The 25,768-nt window shown below is 51.2% G+C and carries 18 protein-coding genes; 9 read left to right on the forward strand and 9 right to left on the reverse strand.

Translation table 11 applies throughout. The features are described 5' to 3' along the window. Nucleotides 1-92 precede the first annotated feature (92 nt). The 4 genes from ACS5NO_RS07860 to ACS5NO_RS07875 all read left to right on the forward strand — a co-directional run bounded on the left by ACS5NO_RS07860 (nt 93) and on the right by ACS5NO_RS07875 (nt 8,801). Nucleotides 93-431, forward strand: coding sequence for a PadR family transcriptional regulator (locus tag ACS5NO_RS07860; protein WP_114408301.1), 339 nt, complete (start codon nt 93-95; stop codon nt 429-431). After that, nucleotides 428-3,100 (forward strand): ABC transporter permease, encoded by a 2,673-nt coding sequence (locus ACS5NO_RS07865; protein WP_439414629.1) that lies wholly within the window; start codon nt 428-430, stop codon nt 3,098-3,100. The genes ACS5NO_RS07860 and ACS5NO_RS07865 overlap by 4 nt, the downstream gene beginning before the upstream one ends. A gap of 117 nt (nt 3,101-3,217) precedes the next feature. Next, the gene (locus ACS5NO_RS07870) at nt 3,218-5,887 is read left to right on the forward strand and encodes an ABC transporter permease (protein ID WP_439414630.1); all 2,670 of its coding nucleotides are present in this window, start codon (nt 3,218-3,220) and stop codon (nt 5,885-5,887) included. Between the two features lie 202 nt (nt 5,888-6,089). After that, entirely contained in the window at nt 6,090-8,801 is a 2,712-nt protein-coding gene (locus ACS5NO_RS07875) for a PQQ-dependent sugar dehydrogenase (protein WP_439414631.1), read from the forward strand. A 12-nt stretch (nt 8,802-8,813) separates the two neighbouring features. Here the strand turns inward: ACS5NO_RS07875 and ACS5NO_RS07880 are convergent, their stop codons facing one another. Next, nucleotides 8,814-11,324 carry an ABC transporter permease gene (locus ACS5NO_RS07880; RefSeq protein ID WP_439415073.1) on the reverse strand — a complete coding sequence of 837 codons (2,511 nt, stop codon included), beginning with the start codon at nt 11,322-11,324 and terminating at the stop codon, nt 8,814-8,816. Between the two features lie 65 nt (nt 11,325-11,389). Further along, nucleotides 11,390-12,088, reverse strand: a complete 699-nt coding sequence (locus ACS5NO_RS07885; RefSeq protein ID WP_138994553.1) for an ABC transporter ATP-binding protein — start codon at nt 12,086-12,088, stop codon at nt 11,390-11,392. 165 nt (nt 12,089-12,253) lie between these two features. On the opposite strand from ACS5NO_RS07885, the gene ACS5NO_RS07890 reads away from it, so the two are divergent. From ACS5NO_RS07890 to ACS5NO_RS07900, 3 genes are all read left to right on the forward strand, one after another. After that, nucleotides 12,254-12,973 carry an arylesterase gene (locus ACS5NO_RS07890; RefSeq protein ID WP_439414632.1) on the forward strand — a complete coding sequence of 240 codons (720 nt, stop codon included), beginning with the start codon at nt 12,254-12,256 and terminating at the stop codon, nt 12,971-12,973. 93 nt (nt 12,974-13,066) lie between these two features. After that, nucleotides 13,067-14,341, forward strand: coding sequence for a dicarboxylate/amino acid:cation symporter (locus ACS5NO_RS07895; RefSeq protein WP_114408297.1), 1,275 nt, complete (start codon nt 13,067-13,069; stop codon nt 14,339-14,341). Between the two features lie 185 nt (nt 14,342-14,526). Continuing rightward, a complete protein-coding gene (locus tag ACS5NO_RS07900) occupies nt 14,527-15,768 on the forward strand; it encodes a serine hydrolase domain-containing protein (RefSeq protein WP_439414633.1) in 1,242 nt (413 codons plus the stop codon). Here ACS5NO_RS07900 and nadB read toward each other — a convergent pair. The 7 genes from nadB to nadC all read right to left on the reverse strand — a co-directional run bounded on the left by nadB (nt 15,765) and on the right by nadC (nt 22,018). Further along, nucleotides 15,765-17,357, reverse strand: coding sequence for an L-aspartate oxidase (nadB, locus tag ACS5NO_RS07905; protein WP_439414634.1), 1,593 nt, complete (start codon nt 17,355-17,357; stop codon nt 15,765-15,767). The two genes, ACS5NO_RS07900 and nadB, sit on opposite strands and share 4 nt — an antisense overlap. Nucleotides 17,358-17,364: 7 nt before the next feature. Beyond that, nucleotides 17,365-18,120 carry an HNH endonuclease family protein gene (locus ACS5NO_RS07910; RefSeq protein ID WP_439414635.1) on the reverse strand — a complete coding sequence of 252 codons (756 nt, stop codon included), beginning with the start codon at nt 18,118-18,120 and terminating at the stop codon, nt 17,365-17,367. Next, nucleotides 18,117-19,481 carry an AAA family ATPase gene (locus ACS5NO_RS07915; RefSeq protein ID WP_439414636.1) on the reverse strand — a complete coding sequence of 455 codons (1,365 nt, stop codon included), beginning with the start codon at nt 19,479-19,481 and terminating at the stop codon, nt 18,117-18,119. Before ACS5NO_RS07915 ends, ACS5NO_RS07910 begins: the two co-directional genes overlap by 4 nt. A gap of 75 nt (nt 19,482-19,556) precedes the next feature. Then, nucleotides 19,557-19,784, reverse strand: a complete 228-nt coding sequence (locus ACS5NO_RS07920; protein WP_439414637.1) for a DUF2281 domain-containing protein — start codon at nt 19,782-19,784, stop codon at nt 19,557-19,559. Between the two features lie 42 nt (nt 19,785-19,826). Beyond that, nucleotides 19,827-20,051 carry a hypothetical protein gene (locus ACS5NO_RS07925; RefSeq protein WP_439414638.1) on the reverse strand — a complete coding sequence of 75 codons (225 nt, stop codon included), beginning with the start codon at nt 20,049-20,051 and terminating at the stop codon, nt 19,827-19,829. An 11-nt stretch (nt 20,052-20,062) separates the two neighbouring features. Continuing rightward, on the reverse strand, nt 20,063-20,986 hold the full coding sequence (gene nadA / locus ACS5NO_RS07930) for a quinolinate synthase NadA (RefSeq protein WP_439415074.1): 924 nt from the start codon (nt 20,984-20,986) through the stop codon (nt 20,063-20,065). Between the two features lie 198 nt (nt 20,987-21,184). Further along, nucleotides 21,185-22,018: a carboxylating nicotinate-nucleotide diphosphorylase gene (gene nadC / locus ACS5NO_RS07935; RefSeq protein WP_439414639.1), complete on the reverse strand. Its 834-nt coding sequence runs from the start codon at nt 22,016-22,018 to the stop codon at nt 21,185-21,187. Nucleotides 22,019-22,143: 125 nt separating this feature from the next. Between nadC and ACS5NO_RS07940 the strand changes: the two genes are divergently transcribed. Beyond that, nucleotides 22,144-22,518 (forward strand): hypothetical protein, encoded by a 375-nt coding sequence (locus ACS5NO_RS07940; RefSeq protein ID WP_439414640.1) that lies wholly within the window; start codon nt 22,144-22,146, stop codon nt 22,516-22,518. Nucleotides 22,519-22,654: 136 nt separating this feature from the next. Beyond that, entirely contained in the window at nt 22,655-25,654 is a 3,000-nt protein-coding gene (gene secDF / locus ACS5NO_RS07945) for a protein translocase subunit SecDF (protein ID WP_439414641.1), read from the forward strand. Nucleotides 25,655-25,768 lie beyond the last annotated feature (114 nt).

The raw sequence follows: 25,768 nt of genomic DNA on the forward strand, positions 1-25,768 counted from the left end.
GGTGGGAATACGCTGAAATAGAGCTACAAGAGTGCATTGGCTGGTTTGGCAAAGGATTTGTACGATAAAATAGAGACTAATGCCGGAACCCGATGCGTCGTACTTATTTAGGAGAGTTTGAAGAGATCGTTTTGTTGATGGTGGCCATTCTCGACGGGGATGCCTATGGCGTAACCGTCAGCCAGGAGATTGAGCAGCATACGGGCCGCCAGGTGACGTTCGGAACCGTTCACAACACGCTCATCCGTCTGGAAGAAAAAGGCTTTGTGACGTCCCTGCTCGGCGGGTCCACCGCCGAACGCGGTGGCCGGCGGAAGCGGCTGTTCAAGGTCACGGCACTGGGCAGCCGGGCGTTGCAGGATATTCAGCAACTCAGGAATGAACTCTGGCAACTGCTTCCTCCCAACACCCTGAAACTCGGCGGCTCATGAAGAAGACTCCTCTACCTATCCGCCCACAACCGCCCCGCTGGGCACAGCGGCTTCTGGCTTGGCTTCATCCGTCGGAAACGCTGGAGGAAGTCGAGGGCGATCTGGATGAATTATACGTCTACTGGCACCAGCGGGCGGGCAAAACCGAGGCTACGGTGCGCTATGTGCTCAATGTCGTATCGGTGTTACCGCCGTTTGTGCGCCGTCGGCAACGCAAAGAAGTGCATCAAACTCCCTCAAACTTTCACCCTGCCATGTTGCGGAGCTACTACAAAATTGCATTCAGACATCTGATCAAAAACCGGGTGTATTCGTTCATCAACATCGGCGGGTTGGCCCTCGGCATGGCCTGCTGCCTGCTAATTTCTCTTTATGTAAATGATGAACTGAGCTACGACCGATTCAACACCCACTACGAGCACATTTACCGCCTGGTTGAAAAGCAGCAGCAGCCGGGCGGAATTTATGACGTAGCCGCCACCCCCGGTCCGTTGGCGGCCACCCTCACGAAAGATTTTCCGGACGTGCAGCAGGTCACCCGCGTCGGGCGGTGGTCGGGTTTGCTGAGCCGGGACCGTCAGTCGGTAGAATCGAATCAGATGCTGGTGGTCGATCCCGGTTTTTTCAGGCTATTCAGTTACCGGCTTCTTGTGGGAAATCCCCTGACGGTTTTCCGGGCGCCCAATGAAGTGATTTTCAGCGAGGCCATGGCCGAACGGTTTTTCGGGGCCAACTGGCGGCAGCAGAGCGTGCTGGGGCAGTCGGTCAAACTCAACAATGAGCAAACACTCATGCTGGTGGGCGTGGCGGAAAATCCGCCGGTTCAGTCGCACATTGAGTTTGACGTCCTGCTGCCCTTCAAGTGGCTCGAACGGAACGATGAATGGAGTATGAAATGGAACAGCAACAGCTACCATACGTACGTTCAGCTCAAACCCGATCCGTCGGGCGGCCCCGCCGACCCAACCGCGTTTGGGGATAAAGTTCGCCACCAGCTCAAACGGTATGATGCGGGCAACGAAACGCCCCTGTTGCTGCAACCGCTGTCGGAAATCTATTTATACTCCAAATTTGCGTTCGAAACCGATCACGGCCGACGCAGTGATATCGCCTACATCCGCATTTTCGTCACGGTGGGGCTGATTGTGTTGCTCATTGCGGTGATCAATTTCATCAACCTGGCCACGGCGCGGGCTTCGCAGCGGGCCAGAGAAGTGGGCGTTCGGAAAAGTGTCGGGGCGCAGCGGGGGAGTCTGGTGACGCAATTTCTGGGCGAAGCACTGCTGATGACCGTTCTGGCCGTGGCGGTATCGCTGGCACTGGCTCAATTGCTGTTGCCGTTGTTCAACGATCTGGCGAACAAAAACCTGGAGATTCCGTATCAACTGCCGGTTTTCTGGCTCACCTTGGCCGGATTCACTGTGTTTGTCAGTTTGTTGACGGGCCTCTACCCGGCTTTTTTTCTCTCCTCTTTCCGGCCCATCCGGGTGCTCAAAGTCGGCGTTGCGGGCCATTTTTCGAATGTCAAAGCCGGGCGGGGTTTTCGGCAAACGCTGGTGATCGGGCAATTTGTGTTGTCCATTGCACTGGCGATCAGTACCATCGTGATCTATCGGCAGTTGTCCTACATGCAGAATACCAAATTGGGATTCGATCAATCGCAGTTGTTGTACGTGCGGCTCAAAGGCGATTTGCGCGGGAAGTCGCAGCTACTCAAAAGGGAAGTGGAACAGTTGCCGGGGGTTGAACAGGTATCGACTGCGACGAGCAATCTGGTCAATATGAACAACAGCTCGACGATTGAATGGGAAGGGCAGGTTCCGAAAGATGAGTTTCTGATTACCAACATGAATGTGGATGCCGATTTTGTGAAAACCGTCGGTATGTCACTGGTTGCGGGGCGGAATTTTTCGACCCGAATCACCAGCGACACCTTGTCTACACTGGGGGCTTACCTCATCAACGAAACAGCCGCCAAACGCATGGGATGGACACCCGTTCGTGCCGTGGGAAAACGGGTCAAATTCTGGGGGACGAACGGGACTATCGTTGGCGTGGTGAAAGATTTCCATTTCCGGCCTTTGCACGTCGGTATCGAGCCCTTCATTTTTCGCTTCCGGCCCAAAGAGTTCTATTTTACGCTGCTGGTGAAAACCAAACCCGGTCTGGTGGCGCGAACGCTGAGCGACATCACGCAGGTGTATAAAAAGATCGACCCCGATCACCCCATCAGCTACGGTTTTGTGGACCAGGATCTGGATGCGCAATACCGCTCCGAACAACGGATCGGGCGCATTATTCTCTGCTTTGCCATTCTGACCATTCTGGTGTCGTGTCTCGGTTTGTTTGGTCTCACGGCGTTTACGGCGGAGCAGCGTACCAAAGAAATTGGCGTTCGGAAAGTGTTGGGCGCATCCGTCGCCAGCATTGTGGCCCTGCTTTCCAAAGATTTTCTGAAACTGGTGGTGATTGCGCTGGTGATTGCCAGCCCGCTGGCCTGGTACGCCATGAATTACTGGCTGGAAAGTTTCGTCTACCGAATCGAAATGCAGTGGTGGATTTTCGCCTTGGCCGCATTTCTGGCCGTCGGCGTTGCGCTCCTGACCGTCAGTTACCAAAGCGTGAAAGCCGCGCTGATGAATCCGGTGAAGACGCTACGAAGCGAGTGAAAAAGAAAGGAATGATAAAGACCAAATGATAAATGCCAAATGTAAAAGTCGAACGTATATAAGGCCATTTTATCATTCATCATTTTGTATTTATCAGTTGACATTAAAAAATTTCAGATGACCTCCACAAATCCCCCAAATCCTCCCCGCTGGGCGCAGCGGCTTTTGGCCTGGCTTCATCCAGCGGAAACGTTGGAGGAAGTCGAGGGCGATCTGGACGAATTGTATACGTATTGGTATAACCGAGCGGGGGAAACTCAGGCGGTTTTACGGTATTTGCTCAATGTGCTGTCAGTTTTGCCGCCGTTTGTGCGCCGACGACATCGTAAACATCACTACAGTAACCCTTCAAACCTGCGTATTTCTATGATTCGGAATTATCTAAAAATCACCTTTCGCAACCTGAAACGACAAAAAGTTTCCACGGGCATCAACATAGTGGGGTTAGCCATCGGATTGGCTACCTGCATACTAATTATGCTATACGTGCAGGATGAATTATCCTACGACCGGTACAATGAGAAAGCAGATCGGATTTTCCGGGTCAGACTCAACTTGCGGTTGAACGGTAAGGACCTTGGTGGAGACGGTTTAGGCCAGAATGCCGCCCGAAATTTGAAACAGGAATTCCCCGAAGTAGTAAACGCAACGCGTATCCGCGGGGGAAGTGAGTTTGTCAGCTATGGAACCACCTCATTCCGACAAGATAACCTGCTGCTTGCCGACTCCTCTTTTTTCGAAGTATTCACCATTCCGTTCCTGAAAGGGAATCCGAAGCGGGCGTTGACAGAGCCAAACACGGTGGTATTGACCGAAGAAACCGCCAGGAAATACTTCGGTAATCAGGAGCCGATCGGAAAAATCCTGTCATTCGGCAGCGACAAGACGCCCTATCGGGTTACAGGCGTGGTCCGAAATGTACCGACGAACTCTCATTTTCAGTTCGATATGCTAGCGACGCTGGTCGGTCGTGACGAAATCATTGATGGGTCGGGCTGGTTGTATAACATGAGCTATCAAACCTATCTGCTTCTGCCCGAGCGCTACGATTATAAACGGCTGGAGGCCAAACTTCCCCAACTCGCCGAAAAACAGATTGGGAGTGAAATACAGCAATTCCTGAAACTGACCCCGAAACAGTTTCGCGAGCGGGGTGATGATTTCGGCGTTTTACTGCAACCACTCACCGAAATCCATTTGTATTCCAGGACCGAATCGAACAAGGGTGGGAATATCATGTACATATACGTGCTGACAGCCATCGCCGGCTTTATGTTGCTGATTGCTTGTGTAAACTTCATGAATCTGTCGACGGCCACGGCGGTCCGTCGTTCGCGTGAGGTTGGGGTACGTAAGGTGATGGGGTCGGTGAAAGGACAACTGCAGCAACAGTTTCTGCTCGAATCGGTTCTGTTGGCGCTGTTGGCACTGTTGGTTGGTTTGCTGGTTGTTGGTATAGCACTTCCCTACTTTAATCAACTCACTGACAAGACCCTGACAATCCATTTATTGACCGAGCCTTACATAGCGGCTGGTTTGGTAGCGGGAACGGTATTGGTGGGACTGCTCGCCGGTAGCTACCCGGCTTTTTACCTGTCTTCCTTTAAGCCGGTTTTGGTCTTGAAAGGGCGGTTTACAGCCGGAAGAGGGAGTTTCAACCTGCGAAGCGGTTTGGTGGTCTTTCAATTTTTCATCACCATTTCAATGATTATTGCTACCGTTACCGCAGATCGACAACTGCGCTACATGCAAAGCCAGAAAGTGGGTTTTAATCGCGAACAGGTACTGGTGATTCATGATTCGAACATGCTTCGAAGCAACGAAGCCGTATTTCGCGATCAGATCATCCGATCTCCGCAAGTCGTCATGGGGAGTATTTCGGGGCAGGTTCCTGTCGGGAAAACCAACCTGGATAACACCACCGTCAGGGCTAAGGAAAATCCGGATCAGGGCGTCATGACCCGGTTCTACTTTGTTGATCCGGAGTACATTCCTACTTTGGGAATGCATATGGTCCAGGGGCGCAATTTCTCAAAACAGTTTCCTACTGATGCTTCAGGGGTTATTCTGAATGAAACCGCTGTTCAGGCATTGGGCTGGCAGAAGAATCCGATTGGAAGGGAGTTGATCGGCTCCACGGACGATAAGGGCGCATATGTAATTTACCGGGTAGTTGGCGTGGTAAGTGATTTCCATTTCGAATCCCTGCGGCAGAAAATCGGGCCATTGGCCATGTTTTTGGGTAGAAATTCCGGCAACATTCTGGTCAAAACCCGTACAGATAACCTTCCGCAGCTTCTCACTTCCTTAAAGCAGCAATGGGAGGTATTTTCGCCCGCAGCCCCTTTTTCCTATTCGTTTCTGGACGACCGGTTTGAACAGGTTTATGTCGGTGAGCAAAAAATAGAACAAGTATTAACTCTCTTCTCCAGCCTGACGATCTTCATCGCTTGTTTAGGGCTATTCGGATTGGCAACCTACAACGCCGAACAACGTACGAAAGAGATTGGCGTTCGGAAAGTGCTGGGCGCATCCGTGGGCAGCATTGTCGCCCTGTTGTCGAAAGACTTCCTGAAACTCGTGGGGATCGCCATCGTCATTGCTGCACCCATTGCCTGGTATGCGGTTTCGACCTGGCTGGATGACTTTGCCTATAAAATTGATCTGTCCTGGTGGATTTTCGCCGTGGCTGGTATCCTGGCCGTCGGAATTGCCCTGCTGACTGTGAGCTTTCAAAGCATCAAAGCCGCGTTGATGAATCCGGTGAAGACACTGCGTTCGGAGTGAACGGATATTAAATCGAATAACGAATAATAAATGCCGAATATCGAATAACGAAGTTTGACGGCGGTTTTTTTGGTTTTTTGGATAAAAATGGCTGATTGGGCGAATTTGGCACAGGATCAACAGCATTTGGCACAGGATTAACAGGCTATCTGATATAAGGGTCGGAACTTTGGGTACATTTAGAAACCCAACTCCCGCTCTCATGAAAAGATACGCTACCTTATTTTTGAGTATTGGTCTGTATGTCATCAGCGTGGTTAGTTGGTCGCAAACGCCACAACTTCGCTTGCAGACCGTTGCGACGGGACTAACCAAACCGGTCGATGTCGTCAGTGCCGGTACAAATCGGTTGTTTGTCGCCGAAATGGGTGGTAAAATCAAAATTATCGAGTCGACCGGTACGGTTTTTTCAACGCCTTTTCTCCATATTCCAGCCGATCGACTGATTGATGTCGAATTCAATGGGGTTTACAGCATCGCTTTCCATCCCAATTTTGCCAGCAATGGCTATTTCTACGTCTTTTATAATCAGAAAGACGGACAAGGTGTTCTTTCCCGGTTTTCCCGGAATGGCAGCAATCCGAATGTCGCGGATTTGGCGAGTGAGCGGGTGCTCATGACCTTTCCTTTTCCGGATCAAGGCCATCGGGGGGGCAAAATCCTGTTTGGACCCGACGGCTATCTGTACATTTTTGTCGGCGATGATGGAAACGTGGGCCGGGGGCAAATGGGCGATGTGCTGGGCAACGCGCAGAATCTTCAGAAATGGTACGGAAAGATTCTGCGCATCGACGTCAACAGCGGGTCACCATACCGCATTCCGCCGACCAACCCGTATTTGACTCCCGGCGATGGGATTCCGGACGAAATCTGGGCCCGCGGTCTGCGCAATCCCTGGCGGTGTAGTTTTGACCGGGAAACGGGTGACCTCTGGCTGGGCGACAATGGGCAGGACGGGTATGAAGAAGTTGACTTTGTGGCGGCTACTACTGGTAAAAGCGTGCCTGCGGCCCAGAATTTCGGGTGGCGTTGCTACGAAGGCGCGCATCCGTATGCAACGGCCGACTGTAACCCGGCGCAAAGTCTGGTGATGCCCCTGCACGAATACGCCGGTTTTTCCAACAATGGCAACCAGTCGGCTTCGGTGGTGGGGGGCTACGTCTACCGGGGCAATGCCTATCCATCCCTGCGGGGTTGGTATGTATATGGGGACTATGCGCAGGGAAAATTGTGGCTGTTGCGCCGGGAGGCCAACAACACGTACCAGACGATTCTGCAAACGCCAGCCTTGGTGAATCCCATTGGTTTTGGCGAAGGGGCGGATGGCGAACTCTACGTTCTGACGCTCAACGAGGGTTCGTTGTACCGGATCACAACGACCGAATCACCGGTGGCGACGAATCGTCCGCCCGTAGCGCCTTCCCCGCCTGCACTGGCCGCAACGGTTGGTCAGGTTTTCACAACCACCCTGCCGGTTTTTACCGATTCGGATGCTGACCCCTTAACCTATGCGCTGACAAGCTTGCCTGCGGGGCTGACCTTCAACGCCGGTAGCCGCCAGATCAGCGGGACGCCTACCCGGTCAGGCACGTTTCCGCTGGTTTATTCAGCAACCGACGGTTTCCTGAAAACCGACTTGTCGATTTCTTTGACGGTGGCTGCGGGCGGTGCGTTCGTCACCGGCAATTTTGAAGGCTTTCTGGATGTGGTCAATTGCAGTACCATTTCCGGCTGGGTCTGGAACCGGGACAAACCCAATTTGCCCCTTCCCGTCGAGTTTCTGGACGGTGCCACGAGTGCCACGGCGGTTTTGATCGGGTCGACGCTGGCGAATATCTACCGGCAGGATCTTAAAAATGCCAACAAAGGCAATGGCGAACACGGGTATAGTTTTGTTGTACCGGAAAGCCTGAAGGACAACCAGACGCACACGATCTGGGGGCGGGTACAAGGCTCGACGTACATTTTGAAGTGGGCTCCCAAAACCATCAACTGCGTAGGCACCGGTCTCCCGCCGACCAATGCGGCCCCGGTGGCACCGGCGGTTTCAGCCCTGACGGCTCCGGTCAACGTGGCCTACACTTCGGCCGCCCTGCCTGCTTTCTCGGATGCCGAAAGTGATCCATTGTCGTATTCCCTAACGAGCCTGCCGTCGGGCCTGAGTTTCAATGCCGTTACCCGGGTGATCAGCGGGATGCCCACGCAGCCCGGGACTTTCAACCTGACGTATGCGGCCACGGACGGTAAACACACGCCGGTTTCGACTACGCTGACCCTGACCGTCAATGGAACGGTTGCTCCTCCGCCGGTTGTGACCGGTAATTTTGAAGGGTATTTGTCGGTGGTGAACTGTCAGGAAATGCGGGGCTGGGTCTGGGATCGAAACAAACCGAACACGCCCCTGACCGTCGAGTTCTTTGCGGATGGCAACGCGATCGGAACCGTCGAAGCCAAAAATTACCGGCAGGATTTGAAAGATGCCGGCAAGGGCAATGGCGAACACGGGTACGTCTTTCAAACGCCTTCGGCGGTGCGGGATAACGTCAATCACCAGATCAGTGCGAAGGTGAAGAACAGCATCTACACGCTCAAAGGCTCCCCGATAGCGTTACAATGTGCGCCTTCTGCCCGGTTGTCGGCATTCACCGAAGAGCTTGGGCTGGAGGTGATTATTCGGGGAAATCCCGTCACCGGCGATGAACTGGTGGTGGAAGTTCGGGGAGCCGCCGGTCAGCCGCTGCGTCTGCAACTGAACGACCTGAACGGGCGACTCATCAGCGAGCGACAACTGGAGCAAGCGCAGGAAGTGGAGCGTCACGCGCTGGGCTTGAATCATCACCCGGCGGGTCTGCTTTTGCTCCGGATCAGTACGCCGACCCGGAGCAAAACGGTTAAAGTCGTGAAACTAAACTAACCGGTTTGGGAATCAGGCTTCGGCCCGCAACACTTCCAGGGGCGGCCGCACCAGCACCCCGCGGCTGTTGAGCAAACCGATGACGATGGTCAGACTGGTGACAATGCCCACAACCGCCAGCAAGGGCGCGAAATTGGGGCTGAACGGCACTTCGAAGACGAAGTAAGCCAGTGCCCAGGTGCCGAACAGCGATAAGACAATCCCCGAAAAAGCTGCCAGCAGACCCAGAAACAGGTATTCGATCAGGGTAATGAGCAGAATCTGACGGCGGTTGGCACCCAGCGTTCGGAGCAAAACGCTCTCCTGAATTCGCTGGTATTTGCTGATAATCACCGAACTGCTCAATACCAGCAAACCGGTAATGATGCTGAACAGCGCCATAAACCGGATCACGAACGAGACTTTTTCCAGCACTTCATCGATCGTTTGCAGAATCAATCCCAGGTCGATGGCCGAGACATTCGGGAAATTAGTGACCAGATCCCTCTGGAACGTTGCCGATTGCTGGGTGTCGCCAACGCGCGTCATCAACACATGAAACTGCGGTGCCTGATCGAGCACGCCTTTGGGGAAAACAATCAGGAAATTGGTCTGAATGCGGTTCCAGTCCACCTCACGGGTTCCGCCCACGATGGTCGGCACGATCAAACCCTGCACGTTGAACGTCAGTTTATCGCCCAGCTTCAGTTTCATTCGTTCCAGATATCCTTTTTCCACCGAAATGTAGACCTGGTCATTGGTCTGGTAAGGTGCTTTTCCGGCGGTTAATTTTTCCGAACTGATCAGTGAATCGCGGTAGGTCACGCGGTATTCGCGGGTCAATGCCCAGTCGGGAATTTTGGCACTCGTATCTTTTTGAATGGCTTCCACCGTCCGCCCGTTGATTTCGGTCAGCCGCATGGTGACCACCGGAACGTTCTGAAGAACCGGCAAACGGTGGTTTTTGACCAGTTGCTGAACCCCGGCTTTCTGCTCATTCTGAATATCGAACAGCACCATATTGGCCTGATTTCCACTAGACGAGAGTTGCACCCGGCTCAACAACAGCGTCTGCGTCAGGTACAGCGTGGCAATCAAAAATGCCCCTAGCCCAATCGAAATTACCAGAATAAGTGTCTGATTCTGTGGTCGATACAAATTTGCCAGACTTTGCCGCCAGATGTAACTCCACGAAACCGGGAAAAACCGGCGTACCAGAACCATCAACAATTGGGCAATGCCGGTCAAGACACCAAAGGCAAAAGCCAAACCAGCCGTAAAACCGACGGCCATCTTCCAGTCGCGGATCTGCCAGTAGGCAAAACCGGTAATCGACAGCACAATCAGGAAATAAACCGCCCACTGAAGCGGATCACGGCCGGTCACATCGTCGTCGTACGAACTGCGGAGCGTGCGTAGGGGCGACACCTTCCGGATCACCAGCAACGGCAGCAGCGCGAACAAAATGGCAATGATCAAGCCCGCGCCGACGCCCTGGGCCACGGCTTTCCAGGATATTTCAGTAACCACATCGACCGGCAGAAAACTCCCGAAAACCGCAGGCAACATCAGTTGCACCACCGAACCCAGAAGCGCCCCGACGATGGCACCCAGCAGACCCATCAGCGAGGTTTGGATGAGGTAAATCAAAAACGCCTGCCGACCCGTGGCACCCAGACAACGCAGCACGGCCACCGAAGCCACTTTCTCTTTCACGTAGAGATGCACGGCACTGGCCACGCCCACGCAGCCCAGCAACAGGGCGACAAAAGCGACCAGATTCAGGAACTTGGTCAAGTCCGCGAAAGCCCGCCCGGTTTGCTCTTTGCGCTCCGTCACCGTGTCGGAATTGATGCCCAGTTTGTCGAGCCGGGACGAAATCGTTTTGAGGTATTTGTCAACATCGGTACCGGGGGCAAACTGGTAATACGACCGGTAGGTCGCCCGGCTGCCGCGTTGCAGCAGGCCCGTTTCCGGCAGAAAACCGTACGGAATAAAAACCGTCGGCGCCACCGTAGTCGTAACCGCCGACTGCCCCGGAATTTTCATCACCCGACCGGCCACGTAAAACATCAGTTTGCCAACTTTCACCGAATCGCCGGGTTTGGCATTCAGTTGCACGAGCAGCGCATCATCGACCAGCGCAACCCGCTGCCGGTTTTGGTTCGCTTTCCGAAAGAGCGCAACCGCATCGGCGGGCTGGGTGTCCCAGGCCCCGTAATACGGAAATTTGCCCTGAATGGCTTTCACCTGTGCCAGCCGGACGCCCTGGGAACGCGGAAACAGAACCATCGACGGAAACGCCACCTCCCGGCTGCGTTCCGGGCTGATTTTGGCCAGAAACTGCTCCGTGCTTTTATTGATTTCTTTGTTGGACGACAGCACCAGATCGGCACCGATCAGTTCGCGGGCCTGCTCATCGACGCTGCGCGAGAGGTTGTCGCCGAACGAATTGATGGCGACCAGGGCTGCAATGCCGAGCACAATGGCCGACATGAATAAAAACAGCCGTTGCCGGCTCCGGCGACTGTCGCGCCAGGCCATTTTCCACAGCCAGGGATCGAAAATCGAGGCCGCCTGCGGTTTTATGTTGGGAATTTCACGATCCATCAGTTGGTAGCGATACGGTTTCCGGTTAATGTATCCGACACCAGATTGCCGCCTTTGATGCGGATGATGCGCTGGGTGCGGGAGGCCAGTTCGAGGTCGTGTGTCACCAGTACCAAAGTCGTTCCGGCTTCGCGGTTGAGTTCGAAAATCAGGTCGACCACCGTGGCGCTGGTATCGGTGTCCAGATTGCCCGTTGGCTCATCGGCAAACAGGATTTTGGGCCGGTTGGCAAAGGCCCGCGCCAGCGAAACCCGTTGCTGTTCGCCCCCCGACAGTTGGGTGGGGTAGTGGTGACCGCGCTGGCCCAAACCCACCCGTTCCAGCAGCTCCTGAGCGGTTTTGCCCGCCCGTTTTTCACCCCGCAATTCCAGCGGAACCATGACGTTTTCGAGGGCCGTCAGGGTGGGCAGCAACTGAAAATTCTGGAAAATAAAGCCGACGTATTGGTTGCGAACGGCAGCGCGTTCGTCTTCGCTGAGGGTATCTAATTTGATATTATTCAGGTAGATGCTGCCCGAAGAGGCTCGGTCCAGACCAGCACACAGGCCGAGGAGGGTGGTTTTACCGCTGCCCGAGGGACCCACGATGGAAAAGGTATCACCAGGCTGTATTTCGAAACTCACGGAATTCAGAACGGTTAGTGTTCGACCTCCGCTCTGGTAGGTTTTTGTCAGATTCTCGGCACGCAGAATACTCATAAGTCAGTAGCTTAACGGAATGTTTAGATAACCAATTCGTTGCCGTTTTATTCACCGCGAGGGACGGAATATTTGATAAAGGGTAAGAAATGGGTCTAAATGGATAAAATACCCTTATTTTTGTTGGTAATCGGCTGAAACTTCATCCTGAAAATTGCGTAAACAATGAATTTATTGAAAACCATACCGAATTACAAGGTCTGGATAGCCGGTTTGTCGTTGCTGGCGTCGTTGGTGGGCTGTAATTCCAAAACCGAAACCAGCCAGACGCAGGAAGAAAAACCGGCTGCGGCTGACAGCACCCAACCGGCAGAAAGTCAGAAGAAAACGATTTTGTTCTTCGGGAACAGCCTGACGGCGGGCTACGGCCTGGACCCGGCGGAAGCCTTTCCGGCCCTGGTTGGCGAAAAAGCCAAAGCAGCGGGCTATGACTACCAGGTTATTAACGCCGGGGTGAGTGGTGAGACCACGGCGGGTGGTAAAAGCCGCATTAGTTGGGTGTTGCGAAAACCGGTCGATGTGTTTGTGTTGGAACTGGGGGCCAACGACGGGCTGCGCGGTATTCCGCTGGCGGATTCGCGCAAAAATTTACAGGCCATCATCGATACCGTTCGGCTGAAAAGCCCGCAGGCGCAGATCGTGATTGCCGGGATGCGCATTCCGCCGAATCTCGGACCCGACTACGGCGAGCAATTTTACCGGATTTTTACGGACATTTCCGCCAAAAACAAGGCTGCATTAATTCCGTTTCTGCTCGAAAATGTAGGTGGAATCCGGAAATTGAATCAATCTGACGGCATTCATCCCACGGCGGAAGGCCATAAAATCGTGGCCGAAAACGTCTGGAAAGTGTTGGAACCGGTGCTTCAGAAACAATCCTTGTGAGTGAATGAATCTATAGACCAATCTATAAACCCGTTAGGTTTTAAAAACCTAACGGGTTCCCTCCCCCAACCTTTTTCATAAACCTACCCTGCTGTGCGCAAACTTCTAAACAACCTGACTTTTCGCGTTCTGGTCGCCATTACACTCGGGATTCTGATCGGTCACTTTTTCCCCACTACGGCGGCTAAACTCAAACCGCTGGGTGATCTGTTCATCAATCTGATCAAGATGGTGATTGCACCCATCATTTTCCTGACCATCGTGTTGGGAATCAGTAATATGGGTGATTTAAAGAAGGTGGGCCGGGTAGGGGGTAAAGCACTTCTGTACTTTGAAATCGTGACGACCGTCGCGCTCGTGATCGGGATTGTCATTGCCAACTGGGTGAAACCGGGGGCCGGGGTGGATGCGTCTTCGGTGCAGGGCGGTGATATTTCGGCGTATGCATCGCAGGGAAAAGACCTGGACTGGGTCAAGTTTTTCATGCACATCGTTCCCGACAACGCCATCAAAGCCTTCGCCGAGGGTGAAATTTTGCAGGTACTGGTTTTTTCCGTGTTTTTCGGGATTGGGCTGACGCGCATGGGCGAGCGGGGGCATTCACTGATTGTGACCTTCGAAAAACTGTCGCGGGTGTTTTTCAATATCCTGAACGTGGTCATGACGCTGGCTCCGCTGGGCGCGCTGGGCGGTATGGCCTACACCATCGGCAAATTCGGCCTGGCCACGTTGCTGCCACTGGCTAAATTGATGGGGACGGTTTATCTGACCATGTTCCTGTTCATCTTCGTGATTCTGAACCTGATTCTGCGCTATTACCGCGTCAGTTTGTGGAGCGTTTTGAAATACATCAAGGAAGAGTTGCTGATCGTTTTCGGGACGTCGTCATCGGAGTCGGCCTTGCCGCAGGTGATGGATAAACTGGAAAACATGGGCTGTTCGCGGTCGGTGGTGGGGCTGGTGATTCCGGCGGGCTACTCGTTCAATCTGGACGGCACGACCATCTACCTGTCGATGGCGACGATTTTTCTGGCGCAGGTTTTCAGTGTGGATCTGACGCTGGGGCAGGAACTGACCATCATCGGCATTCTGATGATTACGTCGAAAGGAGCCGCGGGCGTGACGGGCAGCGGTTTTATCGTACTGGCCTCTACCCTGGCAGCGGTGCGGGTGATCCCGGTCGAAGGGCTGGCGCTGCTGCTGGGCGTCGACCGGTTTATGTCGGAAGCCCGTTCCATTACCAACATCATCGGCAATACGGTTGCCACGATTTTCATCGCCAATAACGAGAAAGAATTTGACCGGACCAAAATGCAGAAAGCCTTCGGTAAAATGGAAAAAGAAGAGCTGACGGATTACAAATACTGACAAATGCCCCCAACCCCCTAAAGGGGACTTCAGTCATCCGACAAAAGTCCCCTTTAGGGGGTTGGGGGCGAAATACTGACGGTACGATAAAAAAGCCCTGCGGTGTCAGGAGAAAAAATGTATTTTTGCTTTATTCAGTGCAAAAAACAGTTCAGGAGCGCGTCAGTGCATATCAACGTAATGGAATGAGAGTTTCGGGAATTTGGGCGGGAATTATTGCCATTTGTATTATCGTCGGGTGCGATTCGAGTGAAGAGAAAAAGTTGAAGCGTTCGGCGAATGCCATGCATAATTGCGCCGAGGAACAGACCCTGAGTTCGGCGGAGGAGCGTGCCATCCGGCAGCAAATCGGGGCCGATGCAAAAATTGAAAAAATCGAAGCCATCATTCGCGGCAAGGTGCGGGCGGGTTTCAACGGAAACGTTTTGATCGCGCAAAAAGGTGTAATTCTTTACAAAAACACGTTTGGGCTGGCCCATTTCGAAAGCTCTTCCCGCGACTCGCTCAACGAAAACTCCAAATTTCAGTTGGCGTCGCTTTCCAAAACCTTCACGGCGGTGGCTACGCTCAAACTGATCGAAGCCGGGAAGCTGAAGCTGAACGACACGATTCAAAAATTCTTTCCGGATTTTCCATACCACGGTATTTCAGTCGAAAACCTGCTGTCGCACCGGAGCGGTTTGCCGAACTATGCCTATGCTTTTGAAGACAGCATGCGGACAAATTTTTACAAGTTCGAAAAACCGTATCCGACCAATTCCGAAATCATGTACTGGTTCGCCAATGTGCATCCTACACCCCAGCGCTACAACATTCCGGGCCGCACGTTCAGCTACAGCAACACCAACTACTGCGTGCTGGCGGCCATCATCGAGAAAATTACGGGCATGTCGTTCGACCAGTTTGCCAAGAAAAACATCTTCGAACCGCTGGGCATGAAGAATACTTGGGTAGCCACCACCCGCAACGACTCCATCAACCAGTTTCGCACGGCGGGTTACCAGTGGAACCGCCGGATTCCGAAGGATTATTACGATAACGTGGTGGGCGACAAGGGAATCTATTCGACCGTTGGCGATTTGTTCAAGTGGTATCGTGCCCTTAACGGCGACTGTCTGATGCGGAAATCCCTGCTGGCCGAAGCCTTTTTGCCCCGCAGTTTCGAACGTAAAGGCACGAAAAATTACGGATACGGTTTCCGGATGTACGTCAATAACCAGAACCAGCCGGAATACATTTACCACACCGGCTGGTGGAAAGGCTACAACAGCCTGTTCTGGTTCAGCCCGAAAGACGATTTCGTCATTATCCTGCTGGGCAACCGCTACAATAAGTCGATTTATCAGGTCAAGGAACTGCTCGAAGTGCTGCACGGCCACCCGTCCAACGCCGAACCGGAAGCCGAAACCGGCGAGGTCGACGTTTAAACGGTTTCTTTCTCGATATCTTGGTTAAAATGCAGTCCGCGGTTGTCGTGCCGGGCCATGGCGGCTTTGATTACCAGATACGCCACTTCGATCATATTCCGCAGCTCGCAGATCCGGTTCGAGACTTTCGACTGCCGGTAGAGTTCTTCGTGTTCGAGATAAATCAGTTCCAGCCGGTCCATCGCCCGTTTCATCCGCCGGTTGGTGCGAACAATCCCGACGTAGTTCGACATGATCGACTCCAGTTCGCGCTGCATTTCCGTCACCAGCACGAGTTCTTCGGGGTGCGTCGTTCCGGCATCGTTCCATTCCGGCAAATTATCCGGGATCGCGGCTTCGTTGAAGTTCTCGACGGTTTTCAGATACGCCCGGTGGCCGAACACGACCGCTTCGAGTAAGGAGTTGGAAGCCAGTCGGTTGGCTCCGTGCAAACCAGTGCAGGAACATTCTCCGGCGGCATATAGGAAATTGATATTCGTCTGGCCGTATTCGTTCACCTTGATGCCTCCGCAGAGGTAATGCTGCGCCGGAACGACGGGAATGTAATCTTTACGGATGTCGATGCCCAGATTATCCTGGCAATAGGCTGTAATGTTGGGAAAATGCTCGACAAATTTCTCGAAATCGCAGTGCGTCACGTCCAGATAAACGTGCGGATCACCGGATTTTTTCATCTCGGAGTCGATGGCGCGGGCCACAATGTCGCGCGGAGCCAGCGACAGACGCTCATCGTAGTGTTCCATGAACGTCTCGCCCTTGATCGTTTTCAGAATACCGCCAAAACCGCGCACAGCTTCCGAAATCAGAAAGCTCGGTTTTTTGCCCGGTTCATACAGGGCCGTCGGGTGGAACTGGATGAATTCCATGTCCTTGCAGATCGACTTGGCGCGGTAGGCCATCGCAATGCCGTCGCCCGTGGCAATGGTCGGGTTGGTGGTGCTTTGGTAGACGTTACCAATGCCGCCCGTCGCCAGCAGTGTGGTTTTCGCCAGAAACATTTCCACCTGACCGGTGTGCGTATTCAGCACGTAAGCCCCGAAACAGCGGTTGTCGTTGTCATACCGGTGGACGGTTTCGCCGAGGTGGTGGCGCGTAATGAGGTCAACGGCGTAGTAATGCGTGAAAATCTCAATGGACGGCAGCGACTGGGTTTTTTCCAGCAATGCCCGCTCGATTTCGGCCCCGGTGATGTCTTTGAAGTGCAGAATCCGGTGGTCGGAGTGGCCGCCTTCGCGGGCGAGGTCGTAGTCGCCGTCGTCTTCCTTGTCGAACCGGGTGCCGTAGTCAATCAGCTCGCGAATCCGCTCGGGGGCTTCGCGCACCACGATTTCAACCACCTCGCGTTTGCTCAGGAAGTCGCCCGCAATCATCGTATCCTCGATGTGTTTTTCGAACGAATCCTCCTCGGCCCACACGGCGGCAATGCCACCCTGGGCATACTTGGTGTTGGTCTCGTCGGCCCGGACTTTGGTAATGACGGCAATCCGGACGGGCTGGCCGGTTTCTTCAAAATGAATCGCCAGTTTGGTGGCGTAGCTGAGTCCGGCAATTCCGGAACCAATCACGAGGAAATCGAAGTGTTGGGGCATGGAAAACTTATTTATTCGTAATATCTAAAGCACAGAATGAAATTTGATCTTCAAGATTCTGAAATTCATCGCTCCATAAGCCGTTAGCCTGAAAAAGAGACTTAATCTCTTGATAACATTCTTCGTTCAATAGGACAGTCGCAACTGTTGCACTGTATTCATACTCCTCAGTTCCTTCAATCATTAAACCTCGTAGCCTTGAAATCAAGCGATTCCGACGAATTATTGTTCGAGGAACGACTGAGAAAAAATTATGCGCTTGGTCTAAAATAGCCTCAAGTAGTTCAATAACATATTTTCCAATCTCAAATCTAGGTGTTACCCACATGGTCCAATCATTCAACCCAACTACATCAATGGTCCTTTTTCCTAAATTAGTTTTGGCATAAAACCGATAGGCTTTGAAATAAAGGTGTTCTTTTGGATCATCGAAGCGAGGATTGATAATAGGCTCCGCTTTAGTGTCGTGATCGCCTTTAGCAATGTTGCATGCTTTGTTAATTGGCAGCAAATTATCCCAATTAACTACCTCATCTGGATATAAACTTTTTGGATGAAAATGTTCTACTTCATCATACTTACCTTCTTCATTCAATTTGCATTCGGAAAAGCAACACTTTCCGTGTGTCATGTGAAGGAGAGGGTCACCGATAAAATCTTTCTGCCAAACAGCTTTATCAGTTGCTTTGTATTCATCAGTCAAAGCTTTTACTCGTTCTTCAGTTAATTCCGCAGGGGCGGGAACAGAGCGGAGTTTAATCATGCTGGAACTAAAGTAGAAAGTTGAATACTCAGAAGTTTACGCTGACTACTAGCTGGATGCAAAATCTTATCAAGCTTATCATAAGCCAATTTTGCTTTATTATAACTCCCTTCATCTAACCCATTTTCAAACTCTTTTAATAAATCAAGAAAACGATCCGAGCGGGTTTTTTCACCTAAGTCCATTAACTCTCGTAATATTTCTTCAATAGTCCAACCTTGAAAAGGACCAAATTTCTGACGGATGTTAATGCTTCCTGTTTCTTCATCTTTCTCAAGCATTACTAGATTTATGTTTTCAGCAGATTGAACAATTAGGGGGCTATGAGCAGTAACAATAAATTGTATGTTAGGGAATAGATCACTCAAGTATCTGATGATTTTCCTTTGCCATTCTGGATGTAAATGTAAATCTATCTCATCAATTAAGACAACAGCCGGACCATGCAAAGGATTGTCCAAAGCCGAATAACGGTCAAACATCCGTTTTGATAAATCGGTAAGCCAAGCTATCGTAGCTTGATAACCATAGCCCAAATCCTTAATCCTTACCCAAGATGGGCCTGACTTAACTTCAACAAATGACTGTAGATTTTCTGTAGAATTTGCTCTAATATCTTTTAAGTCTGGTAATATTTGGCTTTGGATAATTATTTCTTTGATTTTTTTTAACTGAATCTCCGCCTTTTTTCTAGTTTCCTCATTACCAAGTTTCGTAGCATAATCTGTTTGAAGAAACCATTCCTCAAAATTTAATAAATCAGTATCTTCAAATAAATTAGATGTCGATGGGATCAAACTATCATCTGAAATGCCTGTATCTGATATTTTCCTATGTATTCCATATCCAAATATTATTAGACTTTCTGAATATTCTTTTAATAAGTTAAATGTGTACTCAGATTCTAAAGTGAAATTTTGCCTATTAAGACTTTCTAAATCGACTAGATTATTAGAATTTTTAACTCGCTTTACAAAAAAAGAAAAATCAAAAAAAGGAAAGAATAGATTTGGGCCTATCATTATATTCCCTTCACCAATATTTAACCATTTAAAAACACCTTGAGATTCTATTCTTTCTTTCTTTCTTTTATCAGTATTACTTAATTCGTAAAATGGCAGCCTATATTTTTGTCGATATTTGTCTGTATAACCTGACAAAATATTAGGATAAGAAATGGAAGCTAAGAGTTTAAGAATAGTAGTTTTTCCTGTATTATTATTGCCTAATAATACAGTCCATTGGACAGGATTGTTGGACTTATTCCTGAAATAAATCTCAAAGTCTCCAATAAAGCCCTTAATATCCTTTATATAAAGTCCTCGGAAATATATAGCTGTTTTATTCCTATTTGTGAGCATATTTAATTAGGAACTGAAAAGTGGTATAGAATTTAATTTATTCCCGTTTCAGCAAAGATATAATGTATAGATGATTTAAAAATTAATATAATCCTTGAAATCGTCTAGAGGGGCGTCAAAGTCGTCGGCCATGTAGGTAACAAGACCTTTCATCGTGCCAAGCTTCCTTTCTTTACCAGTCCCCTGCGGTTCCAACGTTGTTTCTGTAAACAATACGGTTTGTAAAGCCTGCTTCTCCTTCGGCGAAAGTTTCTTGACGGCCTGAAGTAATTCTTCAAAACCAACTTGAACCGTTAATTCCATATTTTCGATGGTTTACAATACCTTACTCATGGCTGGTGTCAATTACCATTCGCTTGGTTTCCAATTGTCAATTTGATCCTTAGCTTCCAAAATTGGAGTAAGATCCTGATCTGACCAAACCGATACGGATAGTATTTTCTTTCGGTAAGCGTCCATATCGAACTGAACGGTTTTTTCCTGCTTATGCAGTAAAAAGTTAACGAAGTCAATCACCTCTTTTTGATGTTCGTCGCTTAACTGTGTATATTTTCCCAGTAAGTCTTTCATAGCTGGTTAATTTACAATCCCTTACTCATTTCCAGCATCCGCAAAACCGACGCTTCCGCTTTCACGCGAATGTCTTCAGGGACAAAAATCTCCGGTTTTTCGTAATATAACGTATTGTACAGCTTTTCGAGCGTGTTCATTTTCATGTATGGACATTCCGAACAGGCGCAGGTGTTGTTTTCGCTCGCCGGGGCCGGAATGATTTTCTTGTTCGGAACCGACTGCTTCATCTTGTGCAAAATACCGGCTTCGGTGCCGACAATGAACACCTCGTCGGGCTGCTCCGTCACGTATTTCAGCAGGGCCGTAGTCGAACCCACAAAATCGGCCTGACTCAGGATGTGTTCCTGGCATTCGGGGTGGGCAATGAACTTGGCTTCGGGGTATTTCTGGCGCAGAGCCGTCAGTTTTTCCAGCGAAATATCGATGTGGACAATGCAGGCCCCATCCCACAGCACCATTTCCCGACCGGTTTTCTTGGCCACAAACCGCCCCAGGTTGGCATCCGGCGCGAAAATGATTTTCTGGTCTTTCGGCAGACTTTCGACAATCTTCACCGCGTTCGACGACGTGCAGATGATGTCCGACAAGGCCTTGATTTCCGCCGAGCAGTTGATGTAACTGATCACGATGTGATCCGGGTGCTGGGCCTTGAAAGCCGCAAACTGATCGGCCGGGGCCGAGTCGGCCAGCGAACAACCGGCGTTCATGTCGGGAATGACGACTTTCTTGTGGGGTGACAGGATTTTGGCGGTTTCGCCCATGAAATGCACCCCGCAGAACACAATCATCTCGGCACTGGTGGCGGCTGCCTGCTGCGACAGACCGAGGCTGTCACCGATGTAGTCGGCCAGGTCCTGAATGTCGCTGTCGACGTAGTAATGGGCCAGAATCACGGCGTTCTTTTCCTTCTTCATCCGCCGGATTTCGTCCATCAAAACGTCTTTTTCTTTCGGCGTGGAACGGCTGATATAACCGATTTGCCGGATTTCTTCATCTAAAGTGAGTGGGATCGTTGCCATAGTGTATAAAAAACTACCTCTGATTACCTCTGATGTTCTCTGATCAACTCTGTGTAATAGTTAAATTTGTTACACAGAGTTGATCAGAGAACATCAGAGGTAATCAGAGCGTTAATATGCTTTTAAACTCATATCTAAACTTTTGACCTGGTGCGTCAGGGCGCCGGACGAAATGTAATCGACGCCGGAATCCGCGTAGTCGCGCAGGTTGGTTTCGTTGATCCCGCCCGATGCTTCCGTAATCATCCGCCCGTCGATCAGTTCCACCATCCGTTTCAGTTCCGCCGGGGCAAAGTTGTCCAGCAACATCCGGTCGATCTGCCCGATGCGCAGCACTTCTTCCACTTCCTTCTGATTCCGCACTTCCACTTCAATCGGCAGGGTGCGGCCGGTGGTTTTCAGATACTGAACGGCTTTGGTAACGGCGGCTTCGATACCGCCCGCGTAGTCGAGGTGGTTGTCTTTGATCAGAATCATGTCGAACAGGCCGAAACGGTGGTTGATGGCACCGCCAATCTTTACCGCCATTTTTTCGCAAATCCGGAAGTTCGGCGTTGTTTTTCGCGTATCCAGCAGCCTGGTTTTGGTGCCTTCCAGCATGTTTACCATCGTCCGGGTGTGGGTGGCAATCCCGCTCATGCGCTGCATGCAGTTCAGTACCAGCCGCTCCGCTTGCAGAATTGACTGCGCCCGGCCGCTGACCGTCAGCACAATATCGCCGTAATGAATGGCCGAGCCATCCTGGATGTTGACATGAACCTGCAAGTCCGGGTCCACTTCCCGAAAAACCGCTTCGGCCACTTCAACACCCGCCAGCACGCCGTCCTGCTTCACCAAAAGCCGGGCGCGCTTCTGGGCATCGGCCGGAATGGTCGAGAGCGAGGTATGATCGCCATCGCCGATATCTTCGGCTAGGGCCAGTTTGATAAACTCCTGTAATGTCATTTTTAATTATTTCGGCGAAAGTTAGTGGACTTCTTGAAAAAATACCCGAAAAAAACCGATTTGCTTTCTTGCCGAACTATCACGAAATTTGTTCCCCTCGTTCCGGCGAACCATTTTAAACGTCCATGAAGCAACAGCGTAACGATTATATTCGTTTGATGAGCCTCTTCCTGACCGGCTTGCTACTCCTGGTGGCATCGGGCGGGCCTTCGTGGTTGTCTGTTGAACAACTGTCGGCAAAGCAAACTGTTCAAACGCCGAAGAAGGAGAAGAAAGCCGCCGATGCCCAGCAGGTTGTCGTTCAGGCGACCTCGTTTGATGCTGTTGTCACGCCCGCGCTGACGTTTGGCTTCGCGCAGGCGGTTTATCTGCTGCCACCGCCCGTCTTGTTTTTTGTCCTCAAACAAACGGTTATTCCCCGGTATTCGGAAGTTCCTTACTTTTATTTCTCGTTTTTTCGCTACGTTTTCGGGCATCATATCGCCATCAATGCGCCCTGATTTTTTTCAGAAGTGAGAAGTTAGACAAGAGAGTAAAGACAAAAACCACCTTTCACCAGGTTGCGATGTCATTTCTTCCTCTTTCTCACACTGCTATTTTCTTCATTCTTTAATCTCATCTCTTTTTTCTATTTCAATGCAAAACCGAGTCGGAATACTCATTCTGACGGGTGTAGTTGCGCTTTTGTGCATTTACTATCTGTCGTTTACGTTCGTGTCGAACAGCATCAAAAATGACGCGACCACCTATGCCACCAACACGAAGGGTGATGTGGATATCACCAAAAAACAGCATTACATCGATTCACTCTGGAAAGAACCGGTTTATCTGGGCAACACGCTGGAAGAAGTAACCACCCGCGAATTGGGCCTGGGTCTTGACTTACAGGGCGGTATGCACGTTGTGCTGGAAGTGTCGCCCTCCGAAATCCTGCGCGGTCTGGCCGGTGGCACCCGTGATCCGAAATTCGAACAGGCGCTGAAAAAAGCGACCGAAGCCCAGAAATCGGGGCAATCGAAATTTGTGGATAATTTTATCAGCGCCTACAAAGAGGTGGCACCCAACACGAAACTGGCGACGATTTTTGCCAACAGCACCAACCGGGGCAAAATCAACTTCCAGTCGTCGGATGCCGAAGTTCGCAAACTGATCAACGACGAAGTCGACGGTTCCATCAGCCGGGCGTTCCAGATCATTCAGGCGCGGGTCGATAAGTTTGGGGTTGCCAACCCGAACATTCAGCGGTTGCCGGGTTCGGGCCGGATTCTGATCGAATTACCGGGTGTCGATAATCCTGAGCGTGTTCGTCGTCTGTTGTCGGGGGCTGCCAAACTGGAATTTGCCGAAGTCTATACCCTGAGCGATGTGGCCGGTGGGCTGGATCAACTGGGTGCGTACCTCGTCCAGATGGAAGCCGAACGCAAGATCGCGGCTACCCAAAAACCAGCTTCAACGACAGCAACCACGGACACGACGAAAAAAGACAACTCGCTGGCGGCTCAGCTAGCGCAGAAAAACCAGACTGCCAAAGGCGATAGTGCCAAGTCGGATACCTCGGCAACAGCGGCCCAGAACGCAGCCCTGACGAGTCTGTTCGTGCCGATGTCGCAGAACCAACTGGGTGTTTATTTGAAAGATACGGCTCGTGCCAACGACATTCTGAACCGTGCCAATGTAAAAGCGCTGTTTCCGGCGGATGCCGTTCTGATGTGGGATCGGAAAGCCATCGTTACCAACGACAACAAGGAGATTCTTCCTTTGTATTTCATTCGTAAACCGGCGGGCAGAGCACCGCTGGAAGGCGATGTGATCGTCGATGCCACCAACGACTACGACGACCGGGGTCGTCCGGAAGTGACCATGCGGATGAACGCGGAAGGTGCCCGCAAATGGCGTGCATTGACGGCGGCCAACATCAACCGTCCGGTTGCCATCATCCTTGATAACCTGGTGTATACTGCGCCAACGGTGCAGAACGAAATTCCAAACGGTAGTTCCAGCATTTCAGGGAACTTCACCGTGGAAGAAACCAAGGATATGTCCAATATTCTGAAAGCCGGTAAGTTACCTGCGCCTACCAACATTGTGGAAGAAGCGGTCGTCGGTGCCACCCTGGGTTCGGAAGCGGTTTCGGCGGGGGTTCTTTCGTCGGTTGTGGGGTTGATCATCGTCCTGATTTTTGTGGTAGCCTACTACGGCAGCGCCGGTTTTATTGCCGACCTTGCCCTGTTTGTCAACCTGTTTTTCCTGCTGGGCATCATGGCTTCGCTGGGGGCGGTTTTGACCATGCCCGGTATCGCCGGTATCGTGTTGACGATCGGTATGGCCGTCGATGCCAACGTGCTGATTTTTGAGCGGATCAAGGAGGAACTGGCCTTGGGAAAACCGTTCAAACAGGCGATTTCCGACGGTTTCTCGAACGCTTATTCGTCCATCATCGACTCGAACGTAACGACGCTCTTAACCGGTGTGATCCTGTTTATCTTCGGAACGGGTCTGATTCTGGGTTTTGCTACCACGCTCGTCATCGGTATTCTGACGTCGCTGTTTGCCGCCATCTTCATCACCCGGATTATCCTGGAACAATACGTGAAGAACGGTAAAACGCTGGCTTTCGGAACGAGCTGGTCGAGAAACCTCTTCAAAGATTCGGCGTTCGACTTCGTATCGCGCCGGAAATTATACTACACGATTTCGTCGGTCATCATCGGTTTGGGTATCATTTCGGTCATCTTCAAAGGCTTCGGTCTGGGTGTCGATTTCAAAGGCGGACGCTCGTATGTCGTTCGTTTCGAAAACAGCGTCAGTACCGACGACGTGCGGAATGCACTGGAAAATGAATTGCCCGGTTCGCTCGAAGTAAAAACGTATGGTGGTACTGGCATTGGAGCGGCTAATCAAGTCAAGATTACGACCAGCTACCTGGCCGACGCCACCACACCGGAAGCCGACAAACAGACGGAATCAAAATTACTCGCCGGTCTGGGCAAAATTCAGGGCAACAAAAGCTCCGTTGAAAGTTCGCAGAAAGTAGGCCCGGCCATTGCCAATGACCTGATCTATTCGGCACTCTGGTCGATTTTGCTGGCCGTTGCCGTGGTATTCTGTTACATTCTGATCCGGTTTAAGAAGCTGGCTTTTGGTTACGGTGCCGTTGTTGCGTTGTTCCATGACGTGCTGATTATCCTGGCTATTTTCTCGATTGGTAATGGCTGGTTGCCGTTCTCACTGGATGTCGATCAGGCGTTCATCGGAGCCTTGCTGACCATCATGGGGTATTCGATGAACGATACCGTTGTTGTCTTTGACCGCGTTCGTGAATACCTGAACGATACGAAAGGCCGCAAGGAAAGCATTCCGGTGATTATCAACAACGCCTTGAACAGCACCCTGAGCCGCACCGCCGTAACGGGTCTTTCCACCATGCTGGTGTTGATCGTGCTGTTCTTCTTCGGTGGCGAAACCATCCGCGGTTTCTCGTTCGCGATGCTGATCGGGGTCATTGTCGGAACGTATTCGTCGCTGTTTGTCGCGACGCCGATTGTGGTCGATGCCCTGAGCCGCGACCAGCTCAACGAAGTTGCCGCCACGCCGGAACCGCCGGCAACCGGCAAAGCTGCCCGCGCCAAAGCCTAAGGGTGATGCATGAAAAAAGGGATAAGGACTATGATCGTCTTTATCCCTTTTTTATATTTCGGTTTTCTTGTATTGACTACAACCACAAAAGCCTTATTTTGCAAAACATTTAAT

It is taken from the genome of Larkinella fluvii, from assembly GCF_051857545.1.
Classification (GTDB): domain Bacteria; phylum Bacteroidota; class Bacteroidia; order Cytophagales; family Spirosomataceae; genus Larkinella.

Bases quoted from the DNA above. Each gene is read 5' to 3' on its own strand.
- ACS5NO_RS07920 (WP_439414637.1), bottom strand. From the start codon at position 19,784: ATGGAATTAACGGTTCAAGTTGGTTTTGAAGAATTACTTCAGGCCGTC.
- ACS5NO_RS07940 (WP_439414640.1), top strand. From the start codon at position 22,144: ATGAAGCAACAGCGTAACGATTATATTCGTTTGATGAGCCTCTTCCTG.
- ACS5NO_RS07860 (WP_114408301.1), top strand. From the start codon at position 93: ATGCGTCGTACTTATTTAGGAGAGTTTGAAGAGATCGTTTTGTTGATG.
- ACS5NO_RS07890 (WP_439414632.1), top strand. From the start codon at position 12,254: ATGAATTTATTGAAAACCATACCGAATTACAAGGTCTGGATAGCCGGT.
- ACS5NO_RS07870 (WP_439414630.1), top strand. From the start codon at position 3,218: ATGACCTCCACAAATCCCCCAAATCCTCCCCGCTGGGCGCAGCGGCTT.
- secDF (WP_439414641.1), top strand. From the start codon at position 22,655: ATGCAAAACCGAGTCGGAATACTCATTCTGACGGGTGTAGTTGCGCTT.
- ACS5NO_RS07925 (WP_439414638.1), bottom strand. From the start codon at position 20,051: ATGAAAGACTTACTGGGAAAATATACACAGTTAAGCGACGAACATCAA.
- ACS5NO_RS07915 (WP_439414636.1), bottom strand. From the start codon at position 19,481: ATGCTCACAAATAGGAATAAAACAGCTATATATTTCCGAGGACTTTAT.
- nadB (WP_439414634.1), bottom strand. From the start codon at position 17,357: ATGCCCCAACACTTCGATTTCCTCGTGATTGGTTCCGGAATTGCCGGA.
- nadC (WP_439414639.1), bottom strand. From the start codon at position 22,018: ATGACATTACAGGAGTTTATCAAACTGGCCCTAGCCGAAGATATCGGC.
- ACS5NO_RS07875 (WP_439414631.1), top strand. From the start codon at position 6,090: ATGAAAAGATACGCTACCTTATTTTTGAGTATTGGTCTGTATGTCATC.
- ACS5NO_RS07865 (WP_439414629.1), top strand. From the start codon at position 428: ATGAAGAAGACTCCTCTACCTATCCGCCCACAACCGCCCCGCTGGGCA.
- ACS5NO_RS07885 (WP_138994553.1), bottom strand. From the start codon at position 12,088: ATGAGTATTCTGCGTGCCGAGAATCTGACAAAAACCTACCAGAGCGGA.
- ACS5NO_RS07880 (WP_439415073.1), bottom strand. From the start codon at position 11,324: ATGGCCTGGCGCGACAGTCGCCGGAGCCGGCAACGGCTGTTTTTATTC.
- ACS5NO_RS07910 (WP_439414635.1), bottom strand. From the start codon at position 18,120: ATGATTAAACTCCGCTCTGTTCCCGCCCCTGCGGAATTAACTGAAGAA.
- nadA (WP_439415074.1), bottom strand. From the start codon at position 20,986: ATGGACGAAATCCGGCGGATGAAGAAGGAAAAGAACGCCGTGATTCTG.
- ACS5NO_RS07900 (WP_439414633.1), top strand. From the start codon at position 14,527: ATGAGAGTTTCGGGAATTTGGGCGGGAATTATTGCCATTTGTATTATC.